The 26501-nt window shown below is 37.9% G+C and carries 27 protein-coding genes; 19 read left to right on the top strand and 8 right to left on the bottom strand.

Annotation, left to right across the window (positions count from 1 at the left end; translation table 11 throughout):
* Positions 1–62 precede the first annotated feature (62 nt).
* The 3 genes from OQX64_RS19480 to OQX64_RS19470 all read left to right on the top strand — a co-directional run bounded on the left by OQX64_RS19480 (position 63) and on the right by OQX64_RS19470 (position 3146).
* Entirely contained in the window at positions 63–1715 is a 1653-nt protein-coding gene (locus OQX64_RS19480; protein ID WP_265820023.1) for a M1 family metallopeptidase, read from the top strand.
* Positions 1716–1853: 138 nt separating this feature from the next.
* Positions 1854–2585 (top strand): head GIN domain-containing protein, encoded by a 732-nt coding sequence (locus tag OQX64_RS19475; protein ID WP_265820022.1) that lies wholly within the window; start codon positions 1854–1856, stop codon positions 2583–2585.
* 117 nt (positions 2586–2702) lie between these two features.
* Positions 2703–3146 (top strand): DinB family protein, encoded by a 444-nt coding sequence (locus OQX64_RS19470; RefSeq protein WP_265820021.1) that lies wholly within the window; start codon positions 2703–2705, stop codon positions 3144–3146.
* Positions 3147–3205: 59 nt separating this feature from the next.
* Here the strand turns inward: OQX64_RS19470 and OQX64_RS19465 are convergent, their stop codons facing one another.
* The gene (locus OQX64_RS19465) at positions 3206–4096 is read right to left on the bottom strand and encodes a hypothetical protein (RefSeq protein WP_265820020.1); all 891 of its coding nucleotides are present in this window, start codon (positions 4094–4096) and stop codon (positions 3206–3208) included.
* 96 nt (positions 4097–4192) lie between these two features.
* The gene (locus tag OQX64_RS19460) at positions 4193–4897 is read right to left on the bottom strand and encodes a DUF2490 domain-containing protein (protein ID WP_265820019.1); all 705 of its coding nucleotides are present in this window, start codon (positions 4895–4897) and stop codon (positions 4193–4195) included.
* 240 nt (positions 4898–5137) lie between these two features.
* On the opposite strand from OQX64_RS19460, the gene fabV reads away from it, so the two are divergent.
* From fabV to OQX64_RS19435, 5 genes are all read left to right on the top strand, one after another.
* Positions 5138–6331, top strand: coding sequence for an enoyl-ACP reductase FabV (gene fabV / locus OQX64_RS19455; protein WP_088299448.1), 1194 nt, complete (start codon positions 5138–5140; stop codon positions 6329–6331).
* Positions 6332–6459: 128 nt separating this feature from the next.
* Positions 6460–6993: a GNAT family N-acetyltransferase gene (locus OQX64_RS19450; RefSeq protein ID WP_265820018.1), complete on the top strand. Its 534-nt coding sequence runs from the start codon at positions 6460–6462 to the stop codon at positions 6991–6993.
* A 220-nt stretch (positions 6994–7213) separates the two neighbouring features.
* Positions 7214–7666 carry a cold-shock protein gene (locus OQX64_RS19445; RefSeq protein ID WP_088299450.1) on the top strand — a complete coding sequence of 151 codons (453 nt, stop codon included), beginning with the start codon at positions 7214–7216 and terminating at the stop codon, positions 7664–7666.
* Between the two features lie 527 nt (positions 7667–8193).
* On the top strand, positions 8194–8886 hold the full coding sequence (locus OQX64_RS19440; RefSeq protein WP_265820017.1) for an SIMPL domain-containing protein: 693 nt from the start codon (positions 8194–8196) through the stop codon (positions 8884–8886).
* 95 nt (positions 8887–8981) lie between these two features.
* Complete coding sequence (locus OQX64_RS19435) at positions 8982–9296, top strand: hypothetical protein (RefSeq protein WP_265820016.1); 315 nt, start codon at positions 8982–8984, stop codon at positions 9294–9296.
* Positions 9297–9426: 130 nt separating this feature from the next.
* Here OQX64_RS19435 and serS read toward each other — a convergent pair whose 3' ends face one another.
* Positions 9427–10698 carry a serine--tRNA ligase gene (serS, locus tag OQX64_RS19430; RefSeq protein ID WP_265820015.1) on the bottom strand — a complete coding sequence of 424 codons (1272 nt, stop codon included), beginning with the start codon at positions 10696–10698 and terminating at the stop codon, positions 9427–9429.
* Positions 10699–10797: 99 nt separating this feature from the next.
* Between serS and rsmI the strand changes: the two genes are divergently transcribed.
* The 6 genes from rsmI (at position 10798) to OQX64_RS19400 (ending at position 16172) form a co-directional block, all read left to right on the top strand.
* On the top strand, positions 10798–11508 hold the full coding sequence (rsmI, locus tag OQX64_RS19425) for a 16S rRNA (cytidine(1402)-2'-O)-methyltransferase (RefSeq protein WP_265820014.1): 711 nt from the start codon (positions 10798–10800) through the stop codon (positions 11506–11508).
* Positions 11509–11532: 24 nt separating this feature from the next.
* Positions 11533–12177, top strand: coding sequence for a PH domain-containing protein (locus OQX64_RS19420; RefSeq protein WP_265820013.1), 645 nt, complete (start codon positions 11533–11535; stop codon positions 12175–12177).
* Between the two features lie 227 nt (positions 12178–12404).
* A complete protein-coding gene (gene lnt / locus OQX64_RS19415; RefSeq protein ID WP_265820012.1) occupies positions 12405–14021 on the top strand; it encodes an apolipoprotein N-acyltransferase in 1617 nt (538 codons plus the stop codon).
* A 148-nt stretch (positions 14022–14169) separates the two neighbouring features.
* On the top strand, positions 14170–14679 hold the full coding sequence (lspA, locus tag OQX64_RS19410; protein WP_088299457.1) for a signal peptidase II: 510 nt from the start codon (positions 14170–14172) through the stop codon (positions 14677–14679).
* Positions 14680–14802: 123 nt separating this feature from the next.
* On the top strand, positions 14803–15552 hold the full coding sequence (locus OQX64_RS19405) for a M57 family metalloprotease (RefSeq protein ID WP_265820011.1): 750 nt from the start codon (positions 14803–14805) through the stop codon (positions 15550–15552).
* A gap of 203 nt (positions 15553–15755) precedes the next feature.
* Complete coding sequence (locus OQX64_RS19400; protein WP_088299459.1) at positions 15756–16172, top strand: OsmC family protein; 417 nt, start codon at positions 15756–15758, stop codon at positions 16170–16172.
* 123 nt (positions 16173–16295) lie between these two features.
* Here the strand turns inward: OQX64_RS19400 and OQX64_RS19395 are convergent, their stop codons facing one another.
* Both OQX64_RS19395 and OQX64_RS19390 read right to left on the bottom strand, forming a co-directional pair.
* Positions 16296–17936, bottom strand: a complete 1641-nt coding sequence (locus OQX64_RS19395; RefSeq protein ID WP_265820010.1) for an NAD+ synthase — start codon at positions 17934–17936, stop codon at positions 16296–16298.
* Between the two features lie 15 nt (positions 17937–17951).
* Positions 17952–18632 (bottom strand): porin family protein, encoded by a 681-nt coding sequence (locus OQX64_RS19390; protein WP_265820009.1) that lies wholly within the window; start codon positions 18630–18632, stop codon positions 17952–17954.
* A 26-nt stretch (positions 18633–18658) separates the two neighbouring features.
* Here OQX64_RS19390 and gldB point away from each other — a divergent pair, with 26 nt between their 5' ends.
* From gldB to OQX64_RS19370, 4 genes are all read left to right on the top strand, one after another.
* On the top strand, positions 18659–19693 hold the full coding sequence (gldB, locus tag OQX64_RS19385) for a gliding motility lipoprotein GldB (RefSeq protein ID WP_265820008.1): 1035 nt from the start codon (positions 18659–18661) through the stop codon (positions 19691–19693).
* Between the two features lie 93 nt (positions 19694–19786).
* Positions 19787–20557 (top strand): patatin-like phospholipase family protein, encoded by a 771-nt coding sequence (locus OQX64_RS19380; protein ID WP_088299462.1) that lies wholly within the window; start codon positions 19787–19789, stop codon positions 20555–20557.
* Between the two features lie 281 nt (positions 20558–20838).
* On the top strand, positions 20839–21639 hold the full coding sequence (locus OQX64_RS19375) for a M12 family metallopeptidase (protein WP_265820007.1): 801 nt from the start codon (positions 20839–20841) through the stop codon (positions 21637–21639).
* Positions 21640–21705: 66 nt separating this feature from the next.
* Positions 21706–22623, top strand: coding sequence for a hypothetical protein (locus OQX64_RS19370; RefSeq protein ID WP_265820006.1), 918 nt, complete (start codon positions 21706–21708; stop codon positions 22621–22623).
* Here the strand turns inward: OQX64_RS19370 and OQX64_RS19365 are convergent.
* Both OQX64_RS19365 and gcvT read right to left on the bottom strand, forming a co-directional pair.
* Entirely contained in the window at positions 22620–23336 is a 717-nt protein-coding gene (locus OQX64_RS19365) for a 2-phosphosulfolactate phosphatase (RefSeq protein WP_265820005.1), read from the bottom strand. The two genes, OQX64_RS19370 and OQX64_RS19365, sit on opposite strands and share 4 nt — an antisense overlap.
* Before the next feature lie 80 nt (positions 23337–23416).
* A complete protein-coding gene (gcvT, locus tag OQX64_RS19360) occupies positions 23417–24496 on the bottom strand; it encodes a glycine cleavage system aminomethyltransferase GcvT (RefSeq protein ID WP_265820004.1) in 1080 nt (359 codons plus the stop codon).
* A 265-nt stretch (positions 24497–24761) separates the two neighbouring features.
* Between gcvT and OQX64_RS19355 the strand changes: the two genes are divergently transcribed.
* Positions 24762–25325, top strand: coding sequence for a DUF4256 domain-containing protein (locus OQX64_RS19355; RefSeq protein ID WP_265820003.1), 564 nt, complete (start codon positions 24762–24764; stop codon positions 25323–25325).
* A gap of 17 nt (positions 25326–25342) precedes the next feature.
* On the opposite strand, the gene OQX64_RS19350 is transcribed toward OQX64_RS19355, so the two are convergent.
* Complete coding sequence (locus OQX64_RS19350) at positions 25343–26485, bottom strand: glycosyltransferase family 4 protein (protein WP_265820123.1); 1143 nt, start codon at positions 26483–26485, stop codon at positions 25343–25345.
* Positions 26486–26501 lie beyond the last annotated feature (16 nt).

Below are 26501 nucleotides of genomic sequence, written 5' to 3'. Positions count from 1 at the left end.
AAAGCACGAGACCCAACTCCCTCTAAATTTAGAGATGGTCAGGGCTGGCAAATAAAACACAGATGAAAAAACTATTTATCCTTTTTGCGCTGGCACTTTGCCTAGGTAATGCAAATGCCCAAATGCTGGGGAAAAACCAGGTAAACGCCCGTGCAGATACCCTTCGCGGAACACTCACCCCTTTACGTACCTGCTATGATATCAATTACTACCATTTGGATGTTAAAATCGATATTGATCAAAAATCTGTGGCCGGAAGTAATGAATTTGCCTTTACAGCCACCCAGGATTTTACCAAACTCCAATTCGATCTTTTCTCGAATTTAAAGGTCGAAAAAGTGCTTTATAAAGGAAAGGAAATGCCGTTTACCCGTGAATACAATGCCGTTTTTGTAACCTTCCCGAAGGCCGTTAAGAAAGGCAGTAAAGATAGGTTTACCGTATTTTATTCAGGAAATCCGGTAGTGGCGAAAAATGCCCCCTGGGATGGCGGTTTTATTTTCAAAAAAGATGCTGCTGGCCATCCATTTGTTTCAGTAGCCTGCCAGGGCCTGGGAGCGAGTGTATGGTGGCCAAATAAAGACCACCAGAGTGATGAGGTAGACAGCATGCTCATCAGTATCAGCGTTCCTAAAACATTACAGGAAATATCCAATGGAAGATTAAGAAATACAGTTAACCAGCCAGATGGCTACAAACAGTATAACTGGTTTGTGAGTAATCCCATCAACAATTATGATGTTACTTTTTATATAGGAAAATATGCCCATTGGCAGGATAATTATGCCGGTGAAAATGGAAATTTAAGCATCGATTACTGGGCTTTACAAGTGGATAGTGCTAAAGCCCGTCCGCATTGGGATGCAGATGTTAAACCTATGCTTAAATGCTTCGAGTATTGGTTTGGTCCCTATCCATGGTATAAAGATGGCTATAAATTGGTTCAGGCGCCACACTTAGGCATGGAACATCAAAGTGCCGTAGCTTACGGAAACCAGTTCAGAGAAGGCTATCTGGGTAGGGATTTAAGCGGAACCGGGCATGGCTTAAAATGGGATTTCATCACTATTCATGAAAGTGGCCACGAATGGTTTGGAAATAACATCACTTCAAAAGACATTGCAGACATGTGGATTCATGAAGGTTTTACCAATTATTCCGAAACCCTTTTTACCGAATGCACAGACAGCAAAAAAGCAGGAAGTGAATATGTTATCGGAATCAGAGACGGGATTAAAAATGATATCCCCATAATCGGCCCTTATGGCGTAAATAAAGAAGGTAGCGGAGACATGTACACCAAAGGTGCAAACCTGATCCACACCATTCGACAGTTGATCAATGATGACGAGAAATTCAGGCAAATTTTAAGAGGACTAAATAAAACTTTCTATCATAAAACGGTAACGACTGCCGATATTGAAAATGATATTGCCAAACAAAGCGGACTTAAACTGGACAAGGTTTTTGATCAGTATCTCCGCCACGCCAATATCCCGGTGTTAGCCTATAAAATTAATGATGGTGTTTTATCTTACCGGTGGATCACGGATGTAAAAGGCTTCGACATGCCCGTTAAGGTGACTTTAAAAGCGGGTGAATATACTTTAATTAAACCCACAAATGAGTGGAAAACCATTAAAATAGATCCTGGTATAACCACAGATAATTTTAAGAGCGATCCGCAGTTTTATATCAAGACCAGAAAAGATTAATTTAAAGCGCTTGTAGTGATGATTTTTTCTTTCATGAAATGGCAATGGTTGTGCAACTTTTTTATTTTTCTGCCGTCTTATAATAAAAGCACAATCATTTTTAATGATTGGCATTTAACAAACTAAAGATTTTAATCGATGAAAAAATTATTCACCATTTTATTTGCAGCACTTACTTTAACTATAAGTATCCATGCAATCGCAAAAGATCAGATCAATATTACGCCATCAACATACAGCAATGATGACCGGGACGTAGAAAACTTCAATGGCGTAGCCGCTGCCGGGCCAATTAATGTGGTAATTACATTAGGCAGCAAAGAAAGTTGCCGTTTAGATGGTGACGCAGAAGCCATTGCCTCCATTATCACTGAAGTAAAAGGAAATGTATTAATTATACGTCCAAAAAATAGTATTACCAGCTGGTCAAAAAAATATGAAGGAAAAAAGATTACAGCTTATGTTTCCGCCCGTGAACTGGCCAGCTTAACCATGAGTGGTTCCGGAAGCATGGTGGTAAACGGCAAAATCAGTACTGGTGATTTGACAACTACATTGAGTGGATCAGGTAGTATTAAAGCCAATGCAGATGTAGACAACTACAATGGCGTAATCAGTGGCTCTGGTTCATTAAATATCACCGGCAGCACAGATCGTGCTAAAATTGTGATCAGTAGTTCTGGTTCATTTGACGGAAAAAGCTTTTCATCCCAAACCTTATCTGCTACAATCAGTGGTTCAGGAACTGTGAATATTAAAACTGATCAATCCATCAGGGCTGTTATCAGCGGATCAGGAAGCGTAAATTATTCCGGAAATGCCACTGTTGATAAGACCATCATCGGATCTGGAAGGGTGAGAAAAATATAACCATAAATATGTAAATGGAAAATGCTTGTAAGAAATTACAGGCATTTTTTGCTTTAATTATTATTTCAATCCCTGGTTAGAGAACTTTTCTATATTTTAATCGAAGAATTTTCCGCTATGTTCATAGAAACCATCAAGCTACTTTTCGAAAGAGACCTTAACAGACTTATCAACGAGATCGAACAATATCAAAATGAATCCGACATCTGGATAATTAATAAGAATATTTCCAACTCTGCCGGAAATTTATGCCTGCACCTTATGGGTAATCTTCATACTTATATAGGTGCAATTATTGGTGGAACAAACTATATCAGGAATCGTGAATTGGAGTTCAGTCTTAAAAATATTCCTAGAAAAGATTTATTGGCTTCGATAAAAGCAACGAAAGCGATGGTTCATCAATCATTAGATAAACTAACAGAAGCCCAGCTTAATGCTGAATATCCAATACTCGTATTAGCAGAAAAAACATCAACAATGTTTTTTCTGGCTCACTTGACTACACATTTAAGCTACCACTTAGGACAAATAAACTATCACAGAAGGTTATTAGGTTGATTAATTTGAAAAGATAAATTAATCAGAACATCCAATTGAATTTCTATAAAGAGTAGTTACTAGAATTGAGCCCCAAGCAACCACATATTTTCAATGTAATTAATCTTCTGGCTGGCTTTATCATACTCATCCCAGCCAGTAGTGTGAATCTGAGTTAAATTGGTGGCACCAAACTTCGTTGTATTTTGAAGATATATGTGTTTCCAGATATAAAACTTCAATCCTACCTTAGCAGACACGCCATAGCCAGAAATATTCCAATGGTTATTTCTCCCTAGGCCAAATAAACGAACATCCGATCGGGGAATCATTAATCCACCACCTAAACCGGTTTCTAATGTTAAAGAGGTATTACCGGCAGGCGCTACCCAGATATCATCATAGCGCTCCACTTCAATATTGGCATAATTAAATCCATCAGTATGCTCATACGTTAACATGCTTTCCTTCACATTGATCTGCTGTCCGTTATAATCTCCCGCCAAAGCACTAGTTGCTACATTTTCAGGCGTGATATTGGCACCGATATGACCCGTTAGGGCAACTGTCTGAGGAATATCCATCACATATTTCATGTGATCCCAGCCAATAGAAATACTATAATTATCTTTAATGAAATAGCCCACGCGAATGTTATATTGCGGAACGGTTACCAAACCCGGGTTTAACCAATCCCAGCTTAATTTCGATTGCCTGTCATGCGCCACTACATCTTTCAGCGTAAAATCATAGTTTGGCCCGGTAAACCTGATATCACTCTTACCATACCAGGAATGATTGTATCCCCAATGAACATAAAAATCGCCTTTACGGGAAAAATTCCTTTTATGTTCAGGGTTAAAAATGCTTTTAGAACTTGGAGTATTGGGGTTCGGGGAGTCTTGGTTTTCCTGCGCCTGCATCCGCCTTGCAAACAAAAGCGCAATAACCAATATAAAATATTTATTCACGCAGCAAATTGAGCAAAAAGGAAATCAATTTACAATAATTTTAACATATCGATACCGCTAATACCTAAAAAATGACTTTAAGATATTAAAACGTAATTAGAATCTGGTATACACCGCCAGTTGGATAATATTATTGTTGGTATGATTGTTTATGTTTTTCACCGCCTGATTCATATATCCCACTTCAAGATCTATCTTTTTCGAAAACCGGTATCCTGCAGCTAAATAAAGCCTGTTCTGATCAAAAACACTATTATTAAGCTTGTCTTTATTTTGAAAGTTCAAAAAAACTTCGTTTTGCAAAGCTACAAATGCACCCCTGGTAAAGGTGGGCTCAGTTTTTTTTAAGGGCTGAATAAGTCTAAAAAAATAACGGAAACGCTGTGCAAATACATCATCATTTGTGCGTTCTATAAAACGCTGCTCTACCCTGAACCGGTGGCTGGCATATATAGATTTTAATTTGTGGTTAAAAATATATTGTTCAAAAATGCGGTGTTCATGTAAGAAATTATTTGAAGTTCCATCAAGCCGATTTTGAGTTGTCTGCCATAAATAACCTAGTGCCACATTACTCTTATCATTAATAAAATATTGTATTGCAGGCCTTACCAGTGTATTTCTTACATTACTCCAATCATCTGCCGAGCGCAACTGAAGGTCGAACTGTAAACCCCACTTATCATTAAACTTTGTATTGTTTAAAAACATGAACCAACCTGTGTTCTGATGCTGCGTTTGTGCCAAAAGTTTTCCATTTAGCATAAAGAGTAGAAAGGAAAATAATAAAACGTTTCTCATGAATGATAAATGTGCATAGTAATGGCCTAATAAAAGATGTAAAGCTAAGGAGTTTACCTTAAATTAATTTAACTAAAATTTCGAACTTGTTTTGGGCCAATACAATTGCTTTATTTGAATTTCATTTAATGTTACGCAATTAAAAATTTATCTTCGTTGAAGAATTAGGATATCGATATTAGCATAATTCCTGAGATTGATCCTTTTTTTAAGCATTACAAAACGTAAAATAAGAACAAAATGATTATTGAACCGAGAATGAGGGGCTTTATCTGTTTAACTGCACACCCGGAAGGTTGCGCACAAAACGTAAAGAACCAAATTGAATATGTAAAATCTAAAGGGGCCATTAACGGTCCTAAAAAAGTACTGGTTATTGGTGCATCCACAGGTTTTGGCCTGGCATCTCGCATTGCTGCGGCCTATGGTTCTGATGCTTCAACAATTGGGGTATTTTTTGAAAAGGCACCATCTGCAGGCAAAACAGCTTCACCGGGCTGGTATAATACTGCAGCATTTGAAAAAGAGGCACATGCCGCCGGCTTATATGCCAAAAGCATTAATGGTGATGCTTTTTCTAAAGAGATTAAACAAATAACGATCGACTTGATCAAAGCTGATTTAGGGCAGGTTGATTTAGTAATCTATAGCCTGGCTTCTCCGGTAAGAAAACACCCGGATACAGAAGTAGTGCACCGCTCGACATTAAAACCTATTGGAAGCACATATACCAACAAAACAGTTGATTTCCATACCGGTAATGTAACTGATATCTCTATTGAACCAGCAACGGAAGACGATATCGCAAATACCGTAGCGGTAATGGGTGGAGAAGATTGGGCCATGTGGATTGATGCTTTAAAAGCAGAAAACCTATTGGCTGAAGGTGCTACCACGGTTGCTTATTCATACATCGGCCCTGCTTTAACTGAGCCGGTTTATCGTAAAGGAACCATTGGCAGGGCTAAAGATGATTTAGAGGCCACTGCATTTAAAATTGGTGATAAATTAAAAGATATTAACGGAAAAGCATTCGTTTCTGTAAATAAAGCTTTGGTTACACAAGCCAGCTCTGCGATTCCGGTTATTCCATTATACATCTCTTTGCTGTATAAAATCATGAAAGAAGAAGGTATTCATGAGGGAACAATAGCGCAAATTCAACGCCTTTATGCCGAAAGATTATATACCGGTGCCGATATTCCTGTGGATGAAAAAGGCAGAATCAGAATTGATGATTTAGAAATGCGTGAAGATGTACAGGCTAAAGTTGCACAACTCTGGGAAGAAGCCACAACTGAAACTTTACCAGCAATAGGAGATTTACCGGGTTACCGTTCTGATTTCCTAAGCCTTTTTGGTTTTGAAGTTGATCAGGTTGATTATCAGAAAGACACCAATGAAATGGTAGAAATAGAAGGTCTGGCCAACTAATATTTTTTGCGATCTTTTTTATAAGGGTTGCCGAAAGCATCAATCCTTTAAAGAAGAAAAGCATGATCCAACAATATTAATTACAGGAACGGCTGGCATTTGCCGGCCGTTTTCGATCTGGAAAAAAAATGAATTTCGATTTACAACCCACATTACAAGATCCTTTCATAAAAGTTGTTCCATTAAAGGAAAGTGATTTTGAAAATCTTTATGCAGTAGCTGCTGACCCACTAATATGGGAACAGCATCCCAATAAAGACCGCTACAAAAGAGAAGTGTTCGAAGTTTTTTTCAAGGGGGCAATGGATTCAAAAGGAGCATTTATCATTTATGATCAGGCTACTGGTGAAGTGGTAGGCAGCTCAAGATATTATGAATGGAATGAAGAAGAAAAATCTATTGCAATTGGTTATACTTTTATAGGTCGTAAGTTTTGGGGTAGAGGTTATAACACTGCGCTGAAAAAATTGATGTTCAATTATGCTTTTCAGTTTACAGACCAGATTATTCTGTATATTGGTGCAACTAATTTTCGCTCACAAAAGGCAATAGAAAAATTAGGAGCAATAAAAACGACCAAGATTGAGGTTGCCTATTATGGCGAACCTGTAAAATGGAACTTTCTTTATCAAATTAATAAAATAGCATGGAATAGCAGATAGCTGTTCTTCACCTAGGGCTGAACACAATGCTTTTACATACCATCCATAAGTTAATAAAGCACTCCTATTGAATGTTTTATGACAACAAAAATCAAACAACAATCCGTTATCAGTGTTCATCTTGATATGAATAAAATCGTATTTCTGATTTAGTATTCTTATATTTGTATCAATCTCAATTCCACTCACCTTTTTAAAAAAACAAAACAATTATATATTTATGGCTAAATCTCAGGCGACATACAGTAAAAAAGAGAACGAAAAAAAACGATTAAAGAAACAAAAAGACAAACAAGAGAAAAAAGAAGAGCGTCAGTCTAACGCTAAAAAAGGTTTGGCACTTGAAGACATGATGGCTTACGTTGATGAAAACGGAAACATTTCTTCTACTCCACCAGATCCGAAAAAGAAAAAAGTATTTAACATTGAGGATGTTCAGATCGGTATCACCAGACAGGAAGATATTATCGACGAAAATCCGGTTAAAAAAGGTACTGTTACTTTCTTTAATGACAGTAAAGGTTACGGCTTTATAAAAAATACCGAAACTCAGGATAGTATTTTCGTACATGCAAATGGCTTGGTTACTCAAATCAAAGAGGGTGATAAAGTTACTTTTGAAGTAGAAATGGGTCAAAAAGGTCCGACAGCTGTTAAGGTATCTAAAGTTTAATCGTTATTAAACGCTCCATATTGCTTTCTCAAAAACAGCAATAAGATAAAAAATATGCAGATCAAATTCTGCTGCGCCAGGTTTTATAAACATTTATATTTCCGTCTATTTAAGCATAAAACCTAGCGCATTTTTTTCATTTCAATCGAAAAAATCATTTTTCTTCCCTTCATCTAAAATAAACGAGGCAACGTTGCTTTGTTGAGTTTGCTTTTGCGGATGAATAACTTTATTTACAGATTTATTCACAACTATTTCATCGCATTCAGGATATGTAAGCAATTATCCAGATTTATTTTTCTAACTTCAATTTAAGTATTTACGGTTTGTGATCTAATATTGCCTAGACAGGCATATTCTATAACTAACTTATGAAGAAGCCATTGCTATAAATAAACACACATTATGGCAAACGATAAACATCAGTTTTAATCTTTACTTTTCCTTTATTTAAAAATTTTTATAATCCCGGTGTGGAATTTGCTGTTTGCTTACATCATTACTGCACACACATAGAAAATAGAATTATGAAAAAGTTAATAGCAATTGCACTAGTTGCATTTTTAGGATTATCCACCGCCATGGCTCAACAAGCAGATTTACGCAGAAAAATCAGTGTGAGCGGTAACGCAGAAACTGAAGTAACCCCCGACATCATTTACATCGGTATTTCTTTAAAGGAATATTTAAACGGGAAGAAAAAGGTAGAAATCACTGAACTGGAAAATAAACTTTATGCCGCTGTACAGAAAGCCGGAATCGCCAAAGAAAATTTAACCGTGAGCAATTTAAGCAGCTGGAACGATCAGACATCAAAGAAAAAAAATCCTGATTTTCTGGCCAGTAAACAGTACCGTTTAAAAGTGAGCGATTTAAATAAATTTAATGCCATCCTTGATGAACTGGATCCTAAAGGCGTTGCGAATACCAACATCGAGAATTATTCTTACTCTAAAATTGAAAGCCTGAAAAAAGACCTCAAAATTAAAGCACTATTAGCTGCCAAAGAAAAGGCAACTTATATGGTAGAGGCATTAAATGGTAAGTTGGGCAGTGTCATTGAAATTCAGGATGGTGGCGATAATATTATTCAGCCCGTGTACAGAAATTTCATGGCTCAATCTGCAATGGCTGAAACTTCTGCAGATACCGCTCCGGAAATCGACTTCAAGAAAATCAAACTAAACTTCACCGTTAATGTGGTTTTTGAAATTAAGTAATACGTGATAATAATTTAACATTGACTTAAAACCTATCAGAACATTTTGATAGGTTTTTTGTTTAGTAGTCATCGAACACTAAAAAAATTAAAATTATGAAAAAATTCATTTACACTTTAGCCCTTATTTTCGCTTTGGGTATCAGTTTCAATTCAGTACAGGCTGCTGATAAACCTGCAAAAAATCCTACCGAATTAACTGCTGAGCAGACGTTAAAATTAGAGAAAATTAAAACCCGTGTGGAAGAAATCAGAGACATGGACAAATCTAACTTAACGAGAGCAGAGCGTAAAGCTCTACGCAGCGAATTAAGAGAATTGAAAGGTCAGGCACGTGCGGTATCAGGTGGTGTTTATCTTTCTGTTGGTGCAATTATCATCATCATCTTATTATTGATCCTGATTTTATAATTAAAATAACATCTACCTATAAAAAACAAAAAGCTTTGCATTGCTGCAAAGCTTTTTGTTATTACAATATGGTCGGCTGAAAAAGCCTTCTCCGCAATGACGGTGAGCTCAGAGCTGACGTTTACTAAGTTTAGTCAATAAAATCGAAGCCTGTATATTTTACCAATACCTCTGGAATTTTAATTCCGTTCTCTGTTTGATAGTTTTCTAGAATGGATGCCACAATACGAGGCAAAGCTAAAGCACTTCCATTTAAGGTATGTACCAACTGTGTTTTTCCCGTAGCACCTTTAAAACGGATTTTTGAGCGGTTACTCTGGAAAGTTTCAACATTTGACACTGAAGAAACTTCCAGCCATCTTCCTTGCGCTCCACTCCAGGCTTCCATATCATAAGTCATGGCAGAACCAAAGCCCATGTCACCACCACACAACAATAACACGCGGTAGTGCAAACCTAATTTTTGCAATAACGATTGCACGTAGGCACTCATATCTTCAAGGGTTTGATAAGATTGATCAGGATGTGTGATTTGAACCAACTCCACTTTATCAAACTGATGTAAACGATTTAAACCACGAACATGTGCGCCATAAGAGCCAGCTTCCCTGCGAAAGCAAGGTGTATAGGCTGTGTTTTTAACCGGCAAATCTTCTTCTTTCAAAATAACATCGCGATATAAATTGGTAACCGGAACTTCAGCTGTAGGAATTAAATATAAATCGTCAACAGTAGAATGGTACATCTGACCTTCTTTATCCGGCAACTGACCCGTACCAAAACCAGAAGCTGCGTTAACCAAATGAGGCACCTGCACTTCATTGTATCCTGCTTCGATAGCCTGATCTAAAAAGAAATTAATCAATGCCCTTTGTAATCTTGCGCCCTTTCCTTTATATACCGGAAAGCCCGCTCCTGTAATTTTTACACCCAGTTCAAAATCGATAATATCATATTTTGCAGCAAGTTCCCAGTGTGGCAAAGCCTTAGCGGGCAATTCAGCCGGTTCACCAAAAGTATAAACCGTTTTATTTTCTTCGGGTGTAGTACCTTCCGGTACCAGATCATGTGGTAAATTTGGCAGCTGAACAAGTAAATTAAACTGTGCTGCTTCCAGTTCAGCCAGCTGCTCACCCATGTTTTTTATATTTTCTTTATGGGATGCGGTTTGTGTTTTAATGACTTCAGCTTCATCCCTTTTACCCGCACGCATTAAATCACCAATCTGTTTGGCTGCTGCATTGGCTTCCGCAGAAATGGCATCCAAGGACGTTTGAGTGGAACGGCGCTCTTCATCAATTTTAATGATTTCATCTACCAGCTCTGGTTGTTTAAAGTTACGTACACGTAAACGTTCTAAAACTTTCTCTCTATTTTCGCGGATATAGTTAACTTGCAGCATTATTAAATTTTTTTAAGCAAAGATAGCAAGAGTTTGGAGTTTGGGGTAAGGAGTTTGGAAAAAACTGTAAACTGTGAATGGCAAACTGAAAACTGAAATATGAGTGGCAAACTTTTTCTCGTACCCACACCAATAGGGAATTTAGAAGACATGACCTTCAGGGCCATTCGGATTTTAAAAGAGTGTGATTTAATCCTGGCGGAAGATACCCGCACCAGTGCACCTATGCTCAGGCACTTTGGCATTGATAAACGCGTTTTCTCCCATCACCAGCATAACGAGCATAAGGCTACTTCAGAAATTATTAAATTTCTGCAGGAAGGCCAAAAAATTGCCCTGATTTCTGATGCAGGTACGCCAGCCATTTCGGATCCAGGCTTTTTCCTGGTCCGCGAGGCGATCAAAAATGATATTCCGGTAGAATGCCTTCCGGGTGCCACTGCTTTTGTACCTGCATTGGTGAATTCTGGCTTACCGGCTGATGCCTTTGCATTTGAGGGCTTTCTTCCGGCTAAAAAAGGTCGCCAGACAAAGTTTAGAAAACTGGCTGAAGAGGAACGTACCATTATACTTTATGAAAGTCCGCATCGTTTATTGAAGACTCTGGAAGAGTTTGCACAGTATCTGGGCGAAGACAGACAGGCATCCGTTAGTCGGGAATTAACTAAAATGTTTGAAGAAACAGTTCGTGGCACTTTAGTGGAAATAAAATCTCATTTTGAAAACAATACTTTAAAGGGAGAATTTGTAATTTGCATAGCAGGCAAACCTGCAACAAAAAGTAAAAACAAATATGAAGATGCTGAATAGCACTAACACAAATAAACGTAACATATGATTAGCATAGATAGATTCTTGAGCGATGAACAGGATCCAAAAGCAGTAGAAAAAGTAATTGGAAAACTAAATGATCTTCTAACTACCGGAGAGGAAATCCTTTACCTGGCGGTACAGAAAAAACCGGCTGTAAACTTACTTCCGGATAGTATTGCCATCTCCAACAAAAGGATTTTTTATTGTGAACCGGGCAATTTGGGTTTGACCATGAATTTCAAGGATATTTCCTGGAAAAGCATCAAGGAAGTTTCCTTTAAAGAAGAACTTTTTGGTTCGAAATTTATATGCGTTCCACAATATGGCGAGAATATCGTAACAGAGTTTATCCCGAAAATACAGGCAAGAAAATTACATCAGGCAGCTAACCAGCAGTTAGAAGAATATAAAGAACTGTTGCATCAGCAAAAGCTGGAAGAAAACCGTGCTACGGCATCAGCAATAAGCATGAGTGCACAACCAGTTGTTGAATTGCCTATCGAAGAACCAAAAGTTCCGGAACCTATTCAGATTGCTGAAGTAGTGGAAGAACCAGAAGATGAAACCACATTAAAGTTGCGTAAACTGAAAACTTTATATGACAAGCACCTGATTACTCAGGAAGAATACGAAGCAAAAAAAGCGGATATTTTAGATAGTTTGTAGCCCTTGGACGATCCATTTCGCCCCTTTGTGTACGGACTATTATCTCATCACTACCGTTGACTTTTATTTCAACCTTCAAAATCAGTCTTCATCAACTGAAGCAATCTCATTCAAGATATTATTTTAGCGAAAGAGATTGCTTCATCCCGCCCCACAAAGATTGTCTTATAGCATTTTAATGTTCCATGATAAATAAATAATGCTTCAGCACAACAAATTACCTTAAAATGAAACCCAAACAGACTTACTTCCTTGCCTTGTTAAGTGCATTTTTGCTTTGGCTGGCCTGGCCACCCATGCCGTTTTCAACACCATTATTACTGGTAGCATGGGTTCCTTTATTCATCGCGCTGGATGAAATCGCTAAGAACGAACAAAAAAAACAAGGCAGACGCATCTTCTTAACAGCTGGTTTAACGTTTTTGCTATGGAATTCGGTATCTATTTATTGGGTTTATAATGCCATTAGTGCTTATAATGGTGCAATTGTTGCCATTCCGGTATCATTAATTCCATTTGGTTTAGGTGCGCTCCTCATGACTTTTGCCTTTTGGTTATATTACCGCCTGGGTAAATACGTAAATAAAAAAATAGCCTACCTGGGCTTAATATCCTTTTACATTGCTTTGGAATACTTACAACAAACTTGGGATTTAGCCTTTCCGTGGATGACGCTTGGTAATGGATTGGCAGGAATGCACCAATTGGCACAATGGTATGATTATACGGGCATTTATGGCGGTTCGCTTTGGATTATAACCAGCAATATCCTTGCATTTGAAGCGTATAAAAAGCTGAAATCAGCCTCCGGATATTTAAAATTCAGACCGGTTATTACCTGGGCCCTGGTCGTTATTATTCCTGTTTCCATATCACTCACCAAATATTTTACTGCAACGCAAAAAGGCACCCCCAGCAACGTTGTGGTCGTGCAACCCAATATTGATCCTTATTTAAAACTGAGCGAAATTCCTCCGGCAGAACAAATTAAAATCCTCACACAGCTGTCTGATTCGGTTGCTCAACCCAATACCGAGTATTTTATCTGGCCCGAAACGGCTATTCCGAACTATGCCGATGAAGATCAGATTCGCAGCAACACTGATTTTATTACATTGCAAAACTTCTTAAGTAAATATAAAAACGGCACCCTGATTACCGGAATAGAAAGTATTAAGGTTTATCCCAATAAAAAGACCATTACAGCCAAATATGATGAACGACAGAGGCTATACTTTGATAATTTCAATGCGGCAATGCAGGTCGAAAACTCATCAAACGTTCAGTTCTACCATAAATCAAAGCTGGTACCTGGTGTAGAGAAAATGCCTTTTCCTAAAGTATTTTCCTTTTTGGATGGTGTTTTTGCGCAATTGGGAGGCACTGTTGGCGGATGGGGCTGGCAGGAAAAACCAAGTGTGCTTTATGCGCAAAGCGGAATTGGCGCAGCCCCCGTAGTGTGTTATGAAAGTCTGTGGGGCGATTGGATCGGGCAACAGGTTAAGGATGGGGCGCAGTTTATTGCCATTATTACCAACGATGGCTGGTGGGGCAATACCTCCGGGAAAGACCAGCATGCCCTATACGCCAAGCTTAGGGCAATAGAAACACACCGGGATATTGCCAGGTCAGCCAACACCGGCATTTCTTGTTTCATCAATCAGCGCGGCGATGTAACCCAAAGCACCAAGTGGTGGACCAGAACTGCATTGAAGGGCGATATCAACTTGAATGATGAGGTTACATTTTATGTAAAAAGTGGTGATATCATTGCAAAAGTATTAAGCTTACTGGCCATTTTATTGGTATTGATTATACCTTATAAAAAATGGGTAAAAAAATAATAAGATAGATTGTCTATCTGATATTGGGTAGAAAGACAGGTACTTTATAAATGCCAAGAAATAAAATTAAACCTAAAAATTAATTCCAGAGTTCAATAAAGAATTGGTTATTCCACAGCAAATAACTAATGACCCTTATTAAAAACTTATGCAGTACCATAAAAACTTTACCAGATTTTTCCTTATCGTTTTGTTAATCTTAAATATTGCAGTAGATCAGATTTCAAAGATTATTGTAAGACTGGAGATTTCTGATTATGAGCACATTGTATTGATCAAAAATTTCTTTACCCTAACGAAGGTTGAAAATAGTGGTGCTTTCTTAAGCTTAGGTGACGACATGCCTTATGCTTTCAGGCTAATTATCTTAACGGGTTTGCCTCTTTTATTTCTGGGCTATGGTCTTTATTACCTGTTTGCTAAACCTGACCTGCCATCGACCATGCAAATCGCTTTATGTTTTTTAATTGGTGGCGGCATCGGTAATTTATACGACCGGATGGTGCATGGATCAGTTACGGATTTTATGCATATGGATTTCCATATTTTTCAAACAGGTGTATTTAATTTCGCTGATATTTCCATTATGATCGGTATAGGAATTTTACTTCTTCAATCTGTTAAGGGAAATCTGATCAAGCAAAACGGGTTGGTTTAGCTATAGAAAATGAGTTGAACAAAATGAACTACACTCGTCAAGATTAAAGAATACATTTTTGTATTTTTTATACTATATTTACGATAGTGATATCAGTCATTACGGTCAACCTAAAACTAAACTATGAAAAATCTATTTAAAAACGCCGCATTAATTGCGCTACTTTCAATCTTCATTATTTCGTGTTCCAAGAAAAATGAAATCCTGCCGGAACAGCAAACAGAAACCACTCAACCCAATAAAGTTTTAGCCTACATTAAAAAATTAGGGTTTTCAGAGGCACAAATTGTTGAAAAAGGAGACAACTATATCGTTGACGGAGACATGGTGTTTAGTAAATACATGGATATTCCTGCAGATAAGGGAAATCAGATAACCGAGCAGTATTACAATGGATATGTTGTAACCAACAGCAGGAGCATACGTGTTAAAATCGATCCATCTATCACCAGCATGACCAGTGAGATCAATGGTGCCATTAACCAATGGAACACCGTACCGAACTCCAGGCTCAGGTTTGTAATTACCACCGGTACTGTTTATGATATTCTGATTAAAGTTGACAATTCCATTGGAAGTTCTACCTGCGGGCAGGCCTATCTGTCAACATCTAATGGCCTTGCGGGCAATACGGTTTGGATTAACCAGGCACTGATTCAAAACAATTCTTTTGCTCAACGCCAGAGAACAATAGCACATGAGTTCGGGCATACCATTTCTTTCAGACATACCAATCAATCTACCACCATTAATGTACCCGGAGTTGGCGGAACAGATGCCCAATCCCTCATGAATGGCGGACAATGCGGAAGTGGCGCCACCGTGTTATCATCAAAAGATAAGTTGGCTACCGCAGCCTTGTACCCTTTATAATGAATCAACCAGATAATTAAGAACCTAAAGATCGTAATGTAATGGAAGCTGTTTCTCTGAGACAGCTTCTTTTTTTGGAATAGACTGATGTGATTTGAAATGGAGTTGACCGGTATTTTTTATAACCGGAAATGCCACCTTAAACAAACATATAATTATCTTTAAGTGTTAACAACAAAAAACAACCAAAATAAAACCCAATCATGAAAAGAAATGCAACAGCCGTATGGCAAGGATCTATTAAAGAAGGCGCTGGTAACATTACCACACAAAGTACCACGTTAAACAACACCCAGTATTCATTTAATTCACGCTTTGCAGAAGGTGTGGGCACTAACCCCGAAGAATTAATAGCCGCTGCGCATGCGGGTTGTTTTACCATGAAGTTATCCGCCAATCTTGGTGAAGCCGGATTCACCGCAGATAAACTGGAAACCAAATGCGATATCAATTTAGATCCTTCAAAAGGTGAAATTGTAGAATCTCACCTGACATTAACCGCCACTGTGCCAGGCTTATCTCAGGAAAAATTTGATGAATTGGTTGCAGATGCAGAGAAAAACTGCCCAATTTCAAAATTGCTTAATACCTCAATCAAAGTTGATGCAACATTAGCCTAAATCTCCATAAACTTTGACAACTTTAAGGGCATAATGCTTATTAAAGCTGTCAAAGTTTTAAATTACACCTTCGCTAATTCAACAAAATCACTTTATTCGATAGAGTTAGTTATTGATTTTATATTATGCCATGTACTTTCCAACAATTGGCATTCTTCTTCCCATTCCAAATGCTTTTGGCGAGACCCTTAAAATCGGAGGTGTTTGATAACGTTTAAATTCAGCAACATTCACCATTTTTAAAATCCGCTGCACCAGAGCTTCATCAAACCCCTTTGCAATAATGGCTTTTGAGCCTTGTTTTTCTTCAATATGATGGTACAGAATTTTGTCTAAAACATCATATTCCGGCAAGGAATCCGAATCTTTCTGATCTGGCCTGAGCTCGGCAGAAGGTGGCTTTACAATGGTATTTACCGGAATGAGTTCGTCCTCTTTATTGATATATTTTGCCAGTTCGAAAACCTGGGTTTTGTATACATCACCAATTACACCAATGGCACCACACATATCGCCATACAGGGTACCATATCCCACCGCACATTCGCTTTTATTAGAGGTATTGAGCAAGATATAACCAAATTTATTGCTCATGGCCATTACAATAGTTCCGCGAGACCTCGCCTGAATATTTTCTTCCGTCAGGTTAAAAGGCAAACCCTTAAAAGCCGGTGCCAACGCTGCATCAAATGCATCAGCAACCGCTTTAATCGGAATGATTTCATGCATACAGCCAAAATTATCGACTAAATCCAGGGCATCCTGAACAGAATGATCAGAAGAAAATTTAGAAGGCATTAATACAGCCATCACATTTTCTGCACCCAAAGCGCGACAGGCCAGTGCACAAACCACGGCTGAATCAATCCCCCCTGATAAGCCCAAAACAGCTTTTGTAAATCCTGATTTTTTGAAATAATCCTGAATACCAAGTACCAATGCATCGTGAATTTGCTCAATATCAGTTAAACGTTCTGCTTCTGGATATTTGTTCCGTACATGTTCAACTTCTTCCAGATCGAAAACCTGAAGATCTTCTTCAAAATATTTCATTTCCGCCTTCATTGCTCCGTCTGCATCGAAAACAAGGGATCCGCCATCAAAAATAATTTCCGTTTGTGCACCCACCTGGTTCACGTAGAAAACAGGCAGATGATATTTTTTAGCATTATCAGAAAGCACTTTTATGCGTTCATCGTCGTGAGTATAAGAAAAAGGTGAGGCGGCAATGTTAATCATCATGTCTGGCTGTTCCTTTATCAGCTCATCCATCGGGTTTGAAACATACAATGGATTGTCGTTAATATTCCAAAGGTCTTCACAAATGGTTAAGGCAATTTTCTTTCCGTTAAAATCAATACAGCTGAATGATGTGGATGGTTCAAAATACCTGTATTCATCAAAAATATCATAAGTAGGCAACAAGGCCTTTTTCACAACCGCTTTTATCTGCCCGTTTTCAATAAAATAGGCTGCATTATGCAGGTCTTTACCTTGAAGGAGATTATTTTTAACAGGCAACCCTATAATACAAGCAATGTGCTTACAGTGCGCAGCGATTTCCTGTGCAGCTTCTTCACAAAGAGATATAAATTCATCAAATTCTAAAAAGTCTCTGGGTGGGTAGCCGCAAATGGCCAGTTCTGCAAATACAACCAAATCAGCTCCCTTATCTTCAGCCAGTTTAATATGATCAATTATTTTTTGAGTATTTGCCTCGAAGTTGCCGATGTGATAATTAAGTTGCGCTAATGCTATTTTCATAATAATTGATAATTTTTAAAAGAATACGCCGAAATTTAACGCTAAATAGTGACTTCTAACATCCCTGTTTTTTTCGGTGGTAATACTGGTAAACCCGTTATTTAACGTTAAGCCTGCCACTATGCTGGTATTTCCTGAAATATCAAATTCGCCGCCACCACCAATGATTAGCCCGGCCCGGTAAAACTTAGTACGATCACCAATTCTTACATCATTTAGCTTAACCGTACTGCTTACCGCATCTTGTTTAGCACTTAATAAAATAGCATTCGACAAACCAAACTGACCATAAAAACGTCTCCCATTATCCTTTTCAGTCTTAAGTTTTATCGTTAATGGCAATTCCAGGTACTGAACTTTATACTTTAAATCGTAAGCTACGGGGATACTCTTATTGGCTCCTACATCCAGGCTTTTAATATATGCCGGATCAACCTCTGTGCTTTTTCCATTCATAGTCGTAATGGTTAATGCTGTTGAAAAGCTATAATTGGGCGCAAAATTGAAATCCCCTATTAACCCGTAAGAGAAGCCTAAAGCCACGCCATCGGTTTTACCTTGTTCAGGTTTTACCCAGCCAAAGGTTGGCGATGCTGTTAAGCCTAACCGGAATCCGTAATTATTTAACTTTGGAAGTTGAGCAAAAGCACTGAAACTGAGGAATGAGAAAATTAAAATTGTTGATATTTTTTTCATGCTGGATGTGTTTATATTTGTTGAACATGATTGATAACGTAAAACACAGACAAATCTATCTAATTTTTCTTTTTGCCATTGCATTTATTTCATGCAAACAGGCAAACAGGCCTGATGTGAGCAACATAAACCTGGATATTAAAATTGATCGGTTCGATCATATACTTTATGCTGCTAAAAACAGAAATGCCAGTGAAGTGAATCAAATGCTGACAAAAAGCTATGGTTTGTTTTATGAGGATTATATCCACCGGATGATTGGCTCACCTGAGTATAGTAATGATGAAGTATTAAGCACATTATTTAAAGATCAGGCTTATACAGACTTAACAAAGGATGTGGACAGTGTTTTCCCCAACCTCAAACCACAGGAGGCAGGCCTGACCCAAACTTTCAAATACATTAAATACTATTATCCTAAGGCTAAAATTCCGAAATTCATTTCATTCGTATCTGGTTTTGCCTATCAGATGCCAGTGGGTGATCAGTATCTGGGCATTGGTTTGGATATGTTTTTAGGCAAGGACAGCAAATTTTATAAAGCAATTGTTCAGAGTGTTCCGTTGTACCTGTCTAGACGTTTTACACCCGAATATATTGTTCCCCGTGTGGCAGAAACCTATGCACACGAAGAGCTCTTTCCTGAACCTGATGAAAACCGGACATTACTCTCCAAAATGATTTTCCAGGGAAAGATATTATACTTTCTTGATCAGGTTTTACCGGAAAACATTACTGATTCAGTTAAAATCGGGTACAGCACCGAACAGCTGCAGTGGGCTCAACAATTTGAAGGCGATATCTGGGCATATTTTTTGGAAAAAAATTACCTCTATGAAACAGACTATCAGAAAATTCAGGTATTTCTATCTGAAGGCCCTTTTACGCCAGGTTTAGGAGAAAACAGAGATTCGGCACCTAAATTAGGCGTGTGGACAGGTTGGCAGATCGTGAGAAAATATATGGATGAAAATCCTCAAGTGACACTACAACAATTGATGGCTGACCATGATGCACAGAAAATCCTTAATCAGTCGAAATATAAACCGAAGCAGAAATGAAATAGTAATAGCTGACCAATAAAGGTGATGTTCATCTTGCAACAATTAATCAATTCAGTTATCTAACCATCCATTAAGCCATTAATTAATTTTATGAAAGTAGGCATCGTTTTATCAGGAGGAGGAATAAGGGGCATTGCTCACTTAGGTGTTCTAAAGGCATTTAGCAACTTAGGGATTACTTTTAGCCACATCAGTGGTACCAGTGCTGGTGCCATTGCCGGTGCATTCTTTGCTGCAGGAATTGACCCTGAAGAAGGATTAAGTATTTTTCTTAAAACCAAATTGTGGCGATTTGTAAGACCTGCTGTTGGCTCATTAGGTTTAATCAATATTGAAAATACGGCTATGATTTTGAAGGAATACTTTCCTGAAAATGCCATTGAAAAATTAAAGATTCCGCTAACCATTGCAGCAGTAAATTTTAGCGAAGGCCGTTTGGTCTATTTCACCAAAGGACCATTAATCAGGGCCATACATGCATCAAGTTGTATTCCTGGTATTTTTAAGCCCATTATGATTGATGGGCAGATGTATGTTGATGGCGGAATTTTAAATAATTTTCCTGTTGAACCTTTAATGGAAGACTGCGACTTTATTATCGGTTCGTCATGCAATCACCTTAAACCCGTAGATAAAATTACGGGAATTACCAATTTAATGGGAAGAGCCGGAATTATGTCTATTAACCATGATATGGAAAGAAAAGCAAAGTTCTGTAATGTTCTGATCGAACCAAAAGGCCTGGGTGCCATTAGTACCTTCGATATGAAACGTGCTGAAGACATTTACTGGTTAGCGCATGAGGAAGCTTTAATTACAATTAAAAACAATCCAACTATTTCTCAATTGATCAGCAAGTAATCAGAAATTAAATTGAACGTCATATCATAACATTTTAACCATACTCATATATGTTAATGTAAATACATATATGCAATATAAATATTACATATCTTTTGGCGATTAACGAATAAAGCTTTAGATTAGGATCATCTGCAAATGCAGAACAACTTAACCTAAACTTCTTATGTGCAACTCAACTATTTCCTTTTTTGACAAAAGGAAAATTCCGGTTTTCGCCATATTTTGATCTGATCCTAAGTTTGTCATCAGATTAAAATACTAACCTAAAAACCGAAAACATGAAATTAAAATTTAAGAGATTGCTATTGATCGCATTTGCGATGAGTACCACATTTTACGCCTGTAAAAAGAATATAGCAACAGAATCTTCAGTTGTTGATCAACAAGAAAAACTTGGCACAAATCCACTTGCTGATATTAAAATTTGTACGGAAAGATTTCCTGATGGAACTAACCCGAGAGGCGCCGTTGTAAAAACAAAGAAATGGACACCCGGAACCACATTAAAAGTCAGCCTAAATGGAAGTACCTTAGCCATTAGAAACAAGGTGATTCAATTTGCCAGAGAATGGGAAAAATATGCAAACATCAAATTCAATTTCGTAACAAATGATAATACGGCGGCCATCCGGGTTAGCTTTGTCAGCGGAGACGGTTCATGGTCTTACATAGGTAAAGATGCCAACAGTATAGCCAGTGGAAATGCTACAATGAATTTTGGATGGTTTACGGCAACCACAGCAGATACTGAATATAGCCGTGTAGTTATTCATGAATTTGGCCATGCTTTAGGTATGATCCATGAACACCAGCAGCCACTGGTTTCAATTCCATGGGATAAACCAGCAGTTTACGCTTATTATGCTGGCTCACCCAACTTCTGGACCCAGGCACAGGTTGATAACAATTTGTTTGCAAAATACAGCACAGCAGAAACAAACTATAGCGCTTATGATGCCAAATCGATTATGCATTACGCTATTTCAAATGATTTAACCGTAGGAGATTTCGAAGTAGGCTGGAACAATGTCTTATCTGATACTGACAAAACATTTATTAAATCAGTATATCCATTTTAAACTAAATTTTGCACATAGTGGAGCGCTCCACTATGTGTATATAAACGGCTAAGAATAAAATATTATATGTTTAATCCTTTGCAGGTTTTTTCTTTCAAAAGCATTTTATTTTTTCTACTCATTATGCTTTTTGGTAGGGTTACATCAGCACAGCAGATCACCCATAAATGGGAAATCAAGCCAAACATTGGTTTAAGTCGAGCTGAATTTAATTGGTCTATAGCGGGTAACCTATCCGGCACAAGCCCCAACATCTTATCAGAACTGATCTGGAAGAATTTAAGAGGACCAGATTTTGGATTAGATGTTCAATATCAAATTACTGATAGGCTGTACATCAAGGCTGCTACACAATACACAGACATTGTTAAAGGTGATGCAGAAGATACGGATTATGCAGATGATAACCGTAAGAATGCTTTTTATTACGATCTTTTTGATGCGGGCAAAGGATACTTGTTATCTACGCAGGTACAACTAAAATACAGAGCCGTAAATTTCGGTTTGGTGAGTATTTTCCCAATTATTGCATTCACCTATAACCAGCATCAATTTAACCTATTGGAAAACGCTGGTAACACACAAGCTATTGGATTAAATTCCACGTATCAAACCAAATATAACGGGTTTGATTTCGGGGTCGAAACCATTTTAAAGATGAAAAAATTCTATATCAGCGCAGGTATTTTGAATGGTTTCTATTCCTATTCTGCTAAAGCCAACTGGAACCTGATTCCCGCTTTTGAAAAGCCTGTCAGTTTTACACAAAAAGCCAACTCTTTCGCTTTAACAGGTTACGCCAGTGTATCAATTCCAGTTAATAAGGATCTACAGTTCTTCGTTGATTATCAAATAAATAATATAAATACCAAAAAGGGCATTGACCGCGCCTATCTAGTTGGTAAAAACATTGAAGAGACCCGATTTAATGGCGCAAACTTCCGCAGAAATACGATTGCATTCGGCTTTAACTTCTTGTTTTAATGCTTCAAAGCAACCAGACGTTCACCTGCTAAAACCGGAATAGCAGAACAGATATTAAGCTGCAAACAAAATACAACATCTTCCTCAATATTAAGCTGAGCTAAACGGTGGCTATGTGACGACTTATAAAGATACTTCCTCAAATCACCTTTAGCCAATGAATATAAATCCTCGGCTGCAACGCTGGAATCATCGAAATGCTCAAAGTGTTTCCGCAGTTTATTTACCACAGCACCGGCAAACAAGGTATCTTCCAAATTGAACTGATCTTTCCAGCCTGCACATAATAGCAATACACTTTTATGTTGAGCAGATAAATAATCGCAGAGTGAATCCAGATTCAGGAATGAACCGATCACGACCTGATGTGCATTTTTTTGCGCCAGATGCAATGCTTTGGTTCCGTTGGTGGTGGTAAGGACGATAGTCTTCCCTTCGACTTTTTCACTGGTGTAAGAAAAAGGTGAATTTCCGAAATCATAACCGGCTACCACTTCACCGTTTCTTTCCGCAGCCAATAAAAAACCACAGTCACTATACTTCAGGCAATCCTCAACATTAGCCACAGGGATAATAGCTTCAGCACCATTAGCAATTCCGTAAGTAATGGAAGATGTAGCCCTTAAAATATCAATTACCACTACAATACTTTCCTTAATATCGTATAAATCAATCAATGCGGGGGTTAGACAAACTTCTATTTTTTTAGACATACGCTGGATGTGAGTATTGAGATTTGTGATATGAGATAAAGCATTATTGCGCTTAAATCTCATATCTACTGTCTCAAATCTTATTTATAAAAAGGAAATTTAACTACTTTGGCTTTAATGGGTGTATTGCGGATGTTTATAAAAATCTCAGTTTCTTCTTTCGAAAAATCTTTAGTTACATATCCCATACCAATTGCTTTCTGTAATGATGGTGCCTGTGTACCTGACGTTACCTTACCAATAATATTTCCTTCAGCATCTGCTATTTCATAATCATGACGTGGAATACCACGGTCGATCATTTCAAAACCTACCAGTTTCTTTTGAATCCCGGCTTCTTTTTGAGCAAGTAAGGCTTCAGAATTGGTAAAAGATTTGGAGAATTTAGTAATCCAGCCTAAACCAGCCTCAATAGGTGAAGTGGTATCGTCAATATCATTTCCATACAAGCAAAAACCCATCTCTAAACGTAAGGTATCACGTGCACCTAAACCAATCGGCTTAATATTATAGGTTTTACCCGCTTCAAAAATAGCTTCCCAGATTTTGTCTGCGTGTTCGTTCTCAAAGTAAATTTCAAAACCACCTGCGCCGGTATAACCCGTTGCAGAAATCACCACGTTATCTATACCCGCAAAGGTTCCCTTAACAAAGGTGTAATACTCCATTGATGCCAAATCTACATCCGTTAAAGTTTGTAATGCATCAGCAGCTTTCGGGCCCTGAATAGCCAATAAAGAGGTTTGATCTGATATATTATGCATTTCAACATTGCTGGTATTAAACTGCTGAATCCAGTTCCAGTCTTTTTCAATGTTTGATGCATTCACCACCAGCATATAGGTTTTTTCATCAATCCGATAAACCAAAAGATCATCAACAATACCGCCATCAAGGTTTGGTAAGCAAGAGTACTGAACTTTGCCATCATACAATTTTGATGCATCATTACTGGTTACCCGCTGAATTAAATCTAAGGCATTTTCACCTTTTAAGATAAATTCACCCATGTGGCTCACATCAAAAACCCCTACCCCGTTACGTACTGTTGCATGCTCTGCATTAATGCCTTCGTAAGTAACAGGCATATTATAGCCTGCGAATGGAACCATTTTAGCGCCTAAAGCGATGTGTTTTTCTGTTAATGCCGTATTGTTCATGCTTAATCTTTATTTGCCGCAAAAGTACTAAGAAAACAGCAATGTTTAATACCTTATTTCAGGAGATATATAGCCATTTTAAAGGCAGAATTTAGGTATATACCAACCGCTAAGCAACAAAACCTGAAGGCTTATTCAAACATGCAATAAAGCATACTTAAACCTAAACTTAAAAATCAAGTTGCTGAACATCTATATTCTTTCGTAAATTCAACATACCGAAAGTTCGTTGAAGCAAATATTACGACTAAGAAAAATAAAACCTATGAGTACCGAAAAGACATTAACACCTGAGCAAACAGCAGCATTGATGCCTATACTAAAAAATCGTTTCAATGCGAATATGCAGCGGCATTCAGATCTGAAATGGACGGATGTAGAAACCAGGTTAAGTATGAGCGCCCAGAAACTATGGTCATTAAATGAGATGGAAGAAACTGGCGGCGAACCGGATGTAGTTTTGCTGGATAGTACCTCAGGTGAATACCATTTTATGGATTGCTCAGCTGAAAGTCCGAAAGGCCGCCGGAGTTTATGTTATGACCGTGATGCACTTGACGCGAGAAAAGAAAACAAGCCTCATCATAATGTGATTGATCTGGCTTCAGAAATGGGAATTGAACTTTTAACGGAAGAACAATACCGTTTTTTACAAACGCTGGGCAAGTTTGATGAGAAAACATCAAGCTGGATTAAAACACCAGAATGCATCAGGGTACTTGGAGGAGCACTTTTTGCAGATTTTCGCTACAATACCGTTTTTATTTACCATAATGGCGCACAGTCTTATTACGCAGCACGGGCTTTTCGAGGATGTTTAAAAGTTTAATGATTACTTTAAACCTTTTAAGTGTTCGCCAGTTCCTGGTAAATCTGAAGCATTCCGGATGAAATTGAATAAACACTATGATCGGTTTCTACGGTTTTACGCGCATTTTCTCCAATTTCCATCCAGCGTTTAGGATTAATGATACATTGTAAAATTGAACGGTAAAATTCATCTGCAGAATCTGCAATCAGAATATCATAACCATGCTTACAGTTAATACCTTCAGCCGCGGTAGTAGTGGCTATTATGCATTTTTTCATGGCCATGCCCTCAATAATTTTTACGCGCATTCCCGTTCCGGAAATTAAGGGTACAATCATGATCGCTTTAGAATTCATAAAATCTACTGCATCAAATACCTCTCCTTCCACAATCAGGTTTTCTGAGTCATATTCGAAAAAATGCTTTTGCATATTTTTGCCTGCAATATAAAAACGCAAATCCTTATTCAGTTTTTCAATATCAGGCCAGATATCATCCAGAAACCATTCGAGACCTTCCTGATTAGGCCGCCAATCCATTGCACCAAGATGAAATAATGTTGGAAAACTGGTTTTAGTTTTATCTACCTTATACCTGTCCAAATCAATAGCTACCGGAAAAACCGTCATGGGCACCTCACAACCAAACCGGAGGATACTCTGCCTGTCGGGCTCGCTGATGGCAAAAATCTGATGAAAGCGATTAATCTGATCCGTTTCATAAGCCTTTAACCGCTGCGCCAGGAAAGCAAGATATTTTCTGCGCAGTAAAAAAGTTTCGGAATGCGCAAGACGTTCCCACAAAGTAAACTCAATATTGTGTGCCCTGTAAATCAGTTTAGCATTGCTGTTTGCTTTAACAATATCCAGATAGGGAACAACAAAAAGTCCTTCAAACTGAATGATATCGAAAACATTCTCACGAAGAATATTCTCCAGTTGACGGGCGGCCTCGTCATTGTAAAACCGGGAAACATTGTAAGATTGATTGGTGAAAATATTAAAAAAGGCAGACCATACATTCACGTCGGTATCCAGATCAACATTATGATGCTTTATCTGTTCGAAAACTGGATCATAAATGTCTTCCACATCAATCCTTCCTTTTGAAGGATTTAAACTAAACAAAGTAATATCCGCACCATGATGCAGTAAACCTTTCATGGTATTATAAACCACAATTGGATAACCACTA

Origin of the sequence: Pedobacter sp. GR22-10, from assembly GCF_026239715.1 — a bacterium.
Classification (GTDB): Bacteria; Bacteroidota; Bacteroidia; order Sphingobacteriales; family Sphingobacteriaceae; genus Pedobacter.
The sequence above is the reverse complement of the archived record's forward strand: the minus strand, read 5'-3'. Positions and strand labels throughout refer to the sequence as shown.

Bases quoted from the DNA above. Each gene is read 5' to 3' on its own strand.
- OQX64_RS19480 (WP_265820023.1), top strand. From the start codon at position 63: ATGAAAAAACTATTTATCCTTTTTGCGCTGGCACTTTGCCTAGGTAAT.
- OQX64_RS19475 (WP_265820022.1), top strand. From the start codon at position 1,854: ATGAAAAAATTATTCACCATTTTATTTGCAGCACTTACTTTAACTATA.
- OQX64_RS19470 (WP_265820021.1), top strand. From the start codon at position 2,703: ATGTTCATAGAAACCATCAAGCTACTTTTCGAAAGAGACCTTAACAGA.
- OQX64_RS19460 (WP_265820019.1), bottom strand. From the start codon at position 4,897: ATGAGAAACGTTTTATTATTTTCCTTTCTACTCTTTATGCTAAATGGA.
- fabV (WP_088299448.1), top strand. From the start codon at position 5,138: ATGATTATTGAACCGAGAATGAGGGGCTTTATCTGTTTAACTGCACAC.
- OQX64_RS19450 (WP_265820018.1), top strand. From the start codon at position 6,460: ATGAATTTCGATTTACAACCCACATTACAAGATCCTTTCATAAAAGTT.
- OQX64_RS19445 (WP_088299450.1), top strand. From the start codon at position 7,214: ATGGCTAAATCTCAGGCGACATACAGTAAAAAAGAGAACGAAAAAAAA.
- OQX64_RS19440 (WP_265820017.1), top strand. From the start codon at position 8,194: ATGAAAAAGTTAATAGCAATTGCACTAGTTGCATTTTTAGGATTATCC.
- OQX64_RS19435 (WP_265820016.1), top strand. From the start codon at position 8,982: ATGAAAAAATTCATTTACACTTTAGCCCTTATTTTCGCTTTGGGTATC.
- serS (WP_265820015.1), bottom strand. From the start codon at position 10,698: ATGCTGCAAGTTAACTATATCCGCGAAAATAGAGAGAAAGTTTTAGAA.
- rsmI (WP_265820014.1), top strand. From the start codon at position 10,798: ATGAGTGGCAAACTTTTTCTCGTACCCACACCAATAGGGAATTTAGAA.
- OQX64_RS19420 (WP_265820013.1), top strand. From the start codon at position 11,533: ATGATTAGCATAGATAGATTCTTGAGCGATGAACAGGATCCAAAAGCA.
- lnt (WP_265820012.1), top strand. From the start codon at position 12,405: ATGAAACCCAAACAGACTTACTTCCTTGCCTTGTTAAGTGCATTTTTG.
- lspA (WP_088299457.1), top strand. From the start codon at position 14,170: ATGCAGTACCATAAAAACTTTACCAGATTTTTCCTTATCGTTTTGTTA.
- OQX64_RS19405 (WP_265820011.1), top strand. From the start codon at position 14,803: ATGAAAAATCTATTTAAAAACGCCGCATTAATTGCGCTACTTTCAATC.
- OQX64_RS19400 (WP_088299459.1), top strand. From the start codon at position 15,756: ATGAAAAGAAATGCAACAGCCGTATGGCAAGGATCTATTAAAGAAGGC.
- OQX64_RS19395 (WP_265820010.1), bottom strand. From the start codon at position 17,936: ATGAAAATAGCATTAGCGCAACTTAATTATCACATCGGCAACTTCGAG.
- OQX64_RS19390 (WP_265820009.1), bottom strand. From the start codon at position 18,632: ATGAAAAAAATATCAACAATTTTAATTTTCTCATTCCTCAGTTTCAGT.
- gldB (WP_265820008.1), top strand. From the start codon at position 18,659: ATGATTGATAACGTAAAACACAGACAAATCTATCTAATTTTTCTTTTT.
- OQX64_RS19380 (WP_088299462.1), top strand. From the start codon at position 19,787: ATGAAAGTAGGCATCGTTTTATCAGGAGGAGGAATAAGGGGCATTGCT.
- OQX64_RS19375 (WP_265820007.1), top strand. From the start codon at position 20,839: ATGAAATTAAAATTTAAGAGATTGCTATTGATCGCATTTGCGATGAGT.
- OQX64_RS19370 (WP_265820006.1), top strand. From the start codon at position 21,706: ATGTTTAATCCTTTGCAGGTTTTTTCTTTCAAAAGCATTTTATTTTTT.
- OQX64_RS19365 (WP_265820005.1), bottom strand. From the start codon at position 23,336: ATGTCTAAAAAAATAGAAGTTTGTCTAACCCCCGCATTGATTGATTTA.
- gcvT (WP_265820004.1), bottom strand. From the start codon at position 24,496: ATGAACAATACGGCATTAACAGAAAAACACATCGCTTTAGGCGCTAAA.
- OQX64_RS19355 (WP_265820003.1), top strand. From the start codon at position 24,762: ATGAGTACCGAAAAGACATTAACACCTGAGCAAACAGCAGCATTGATG.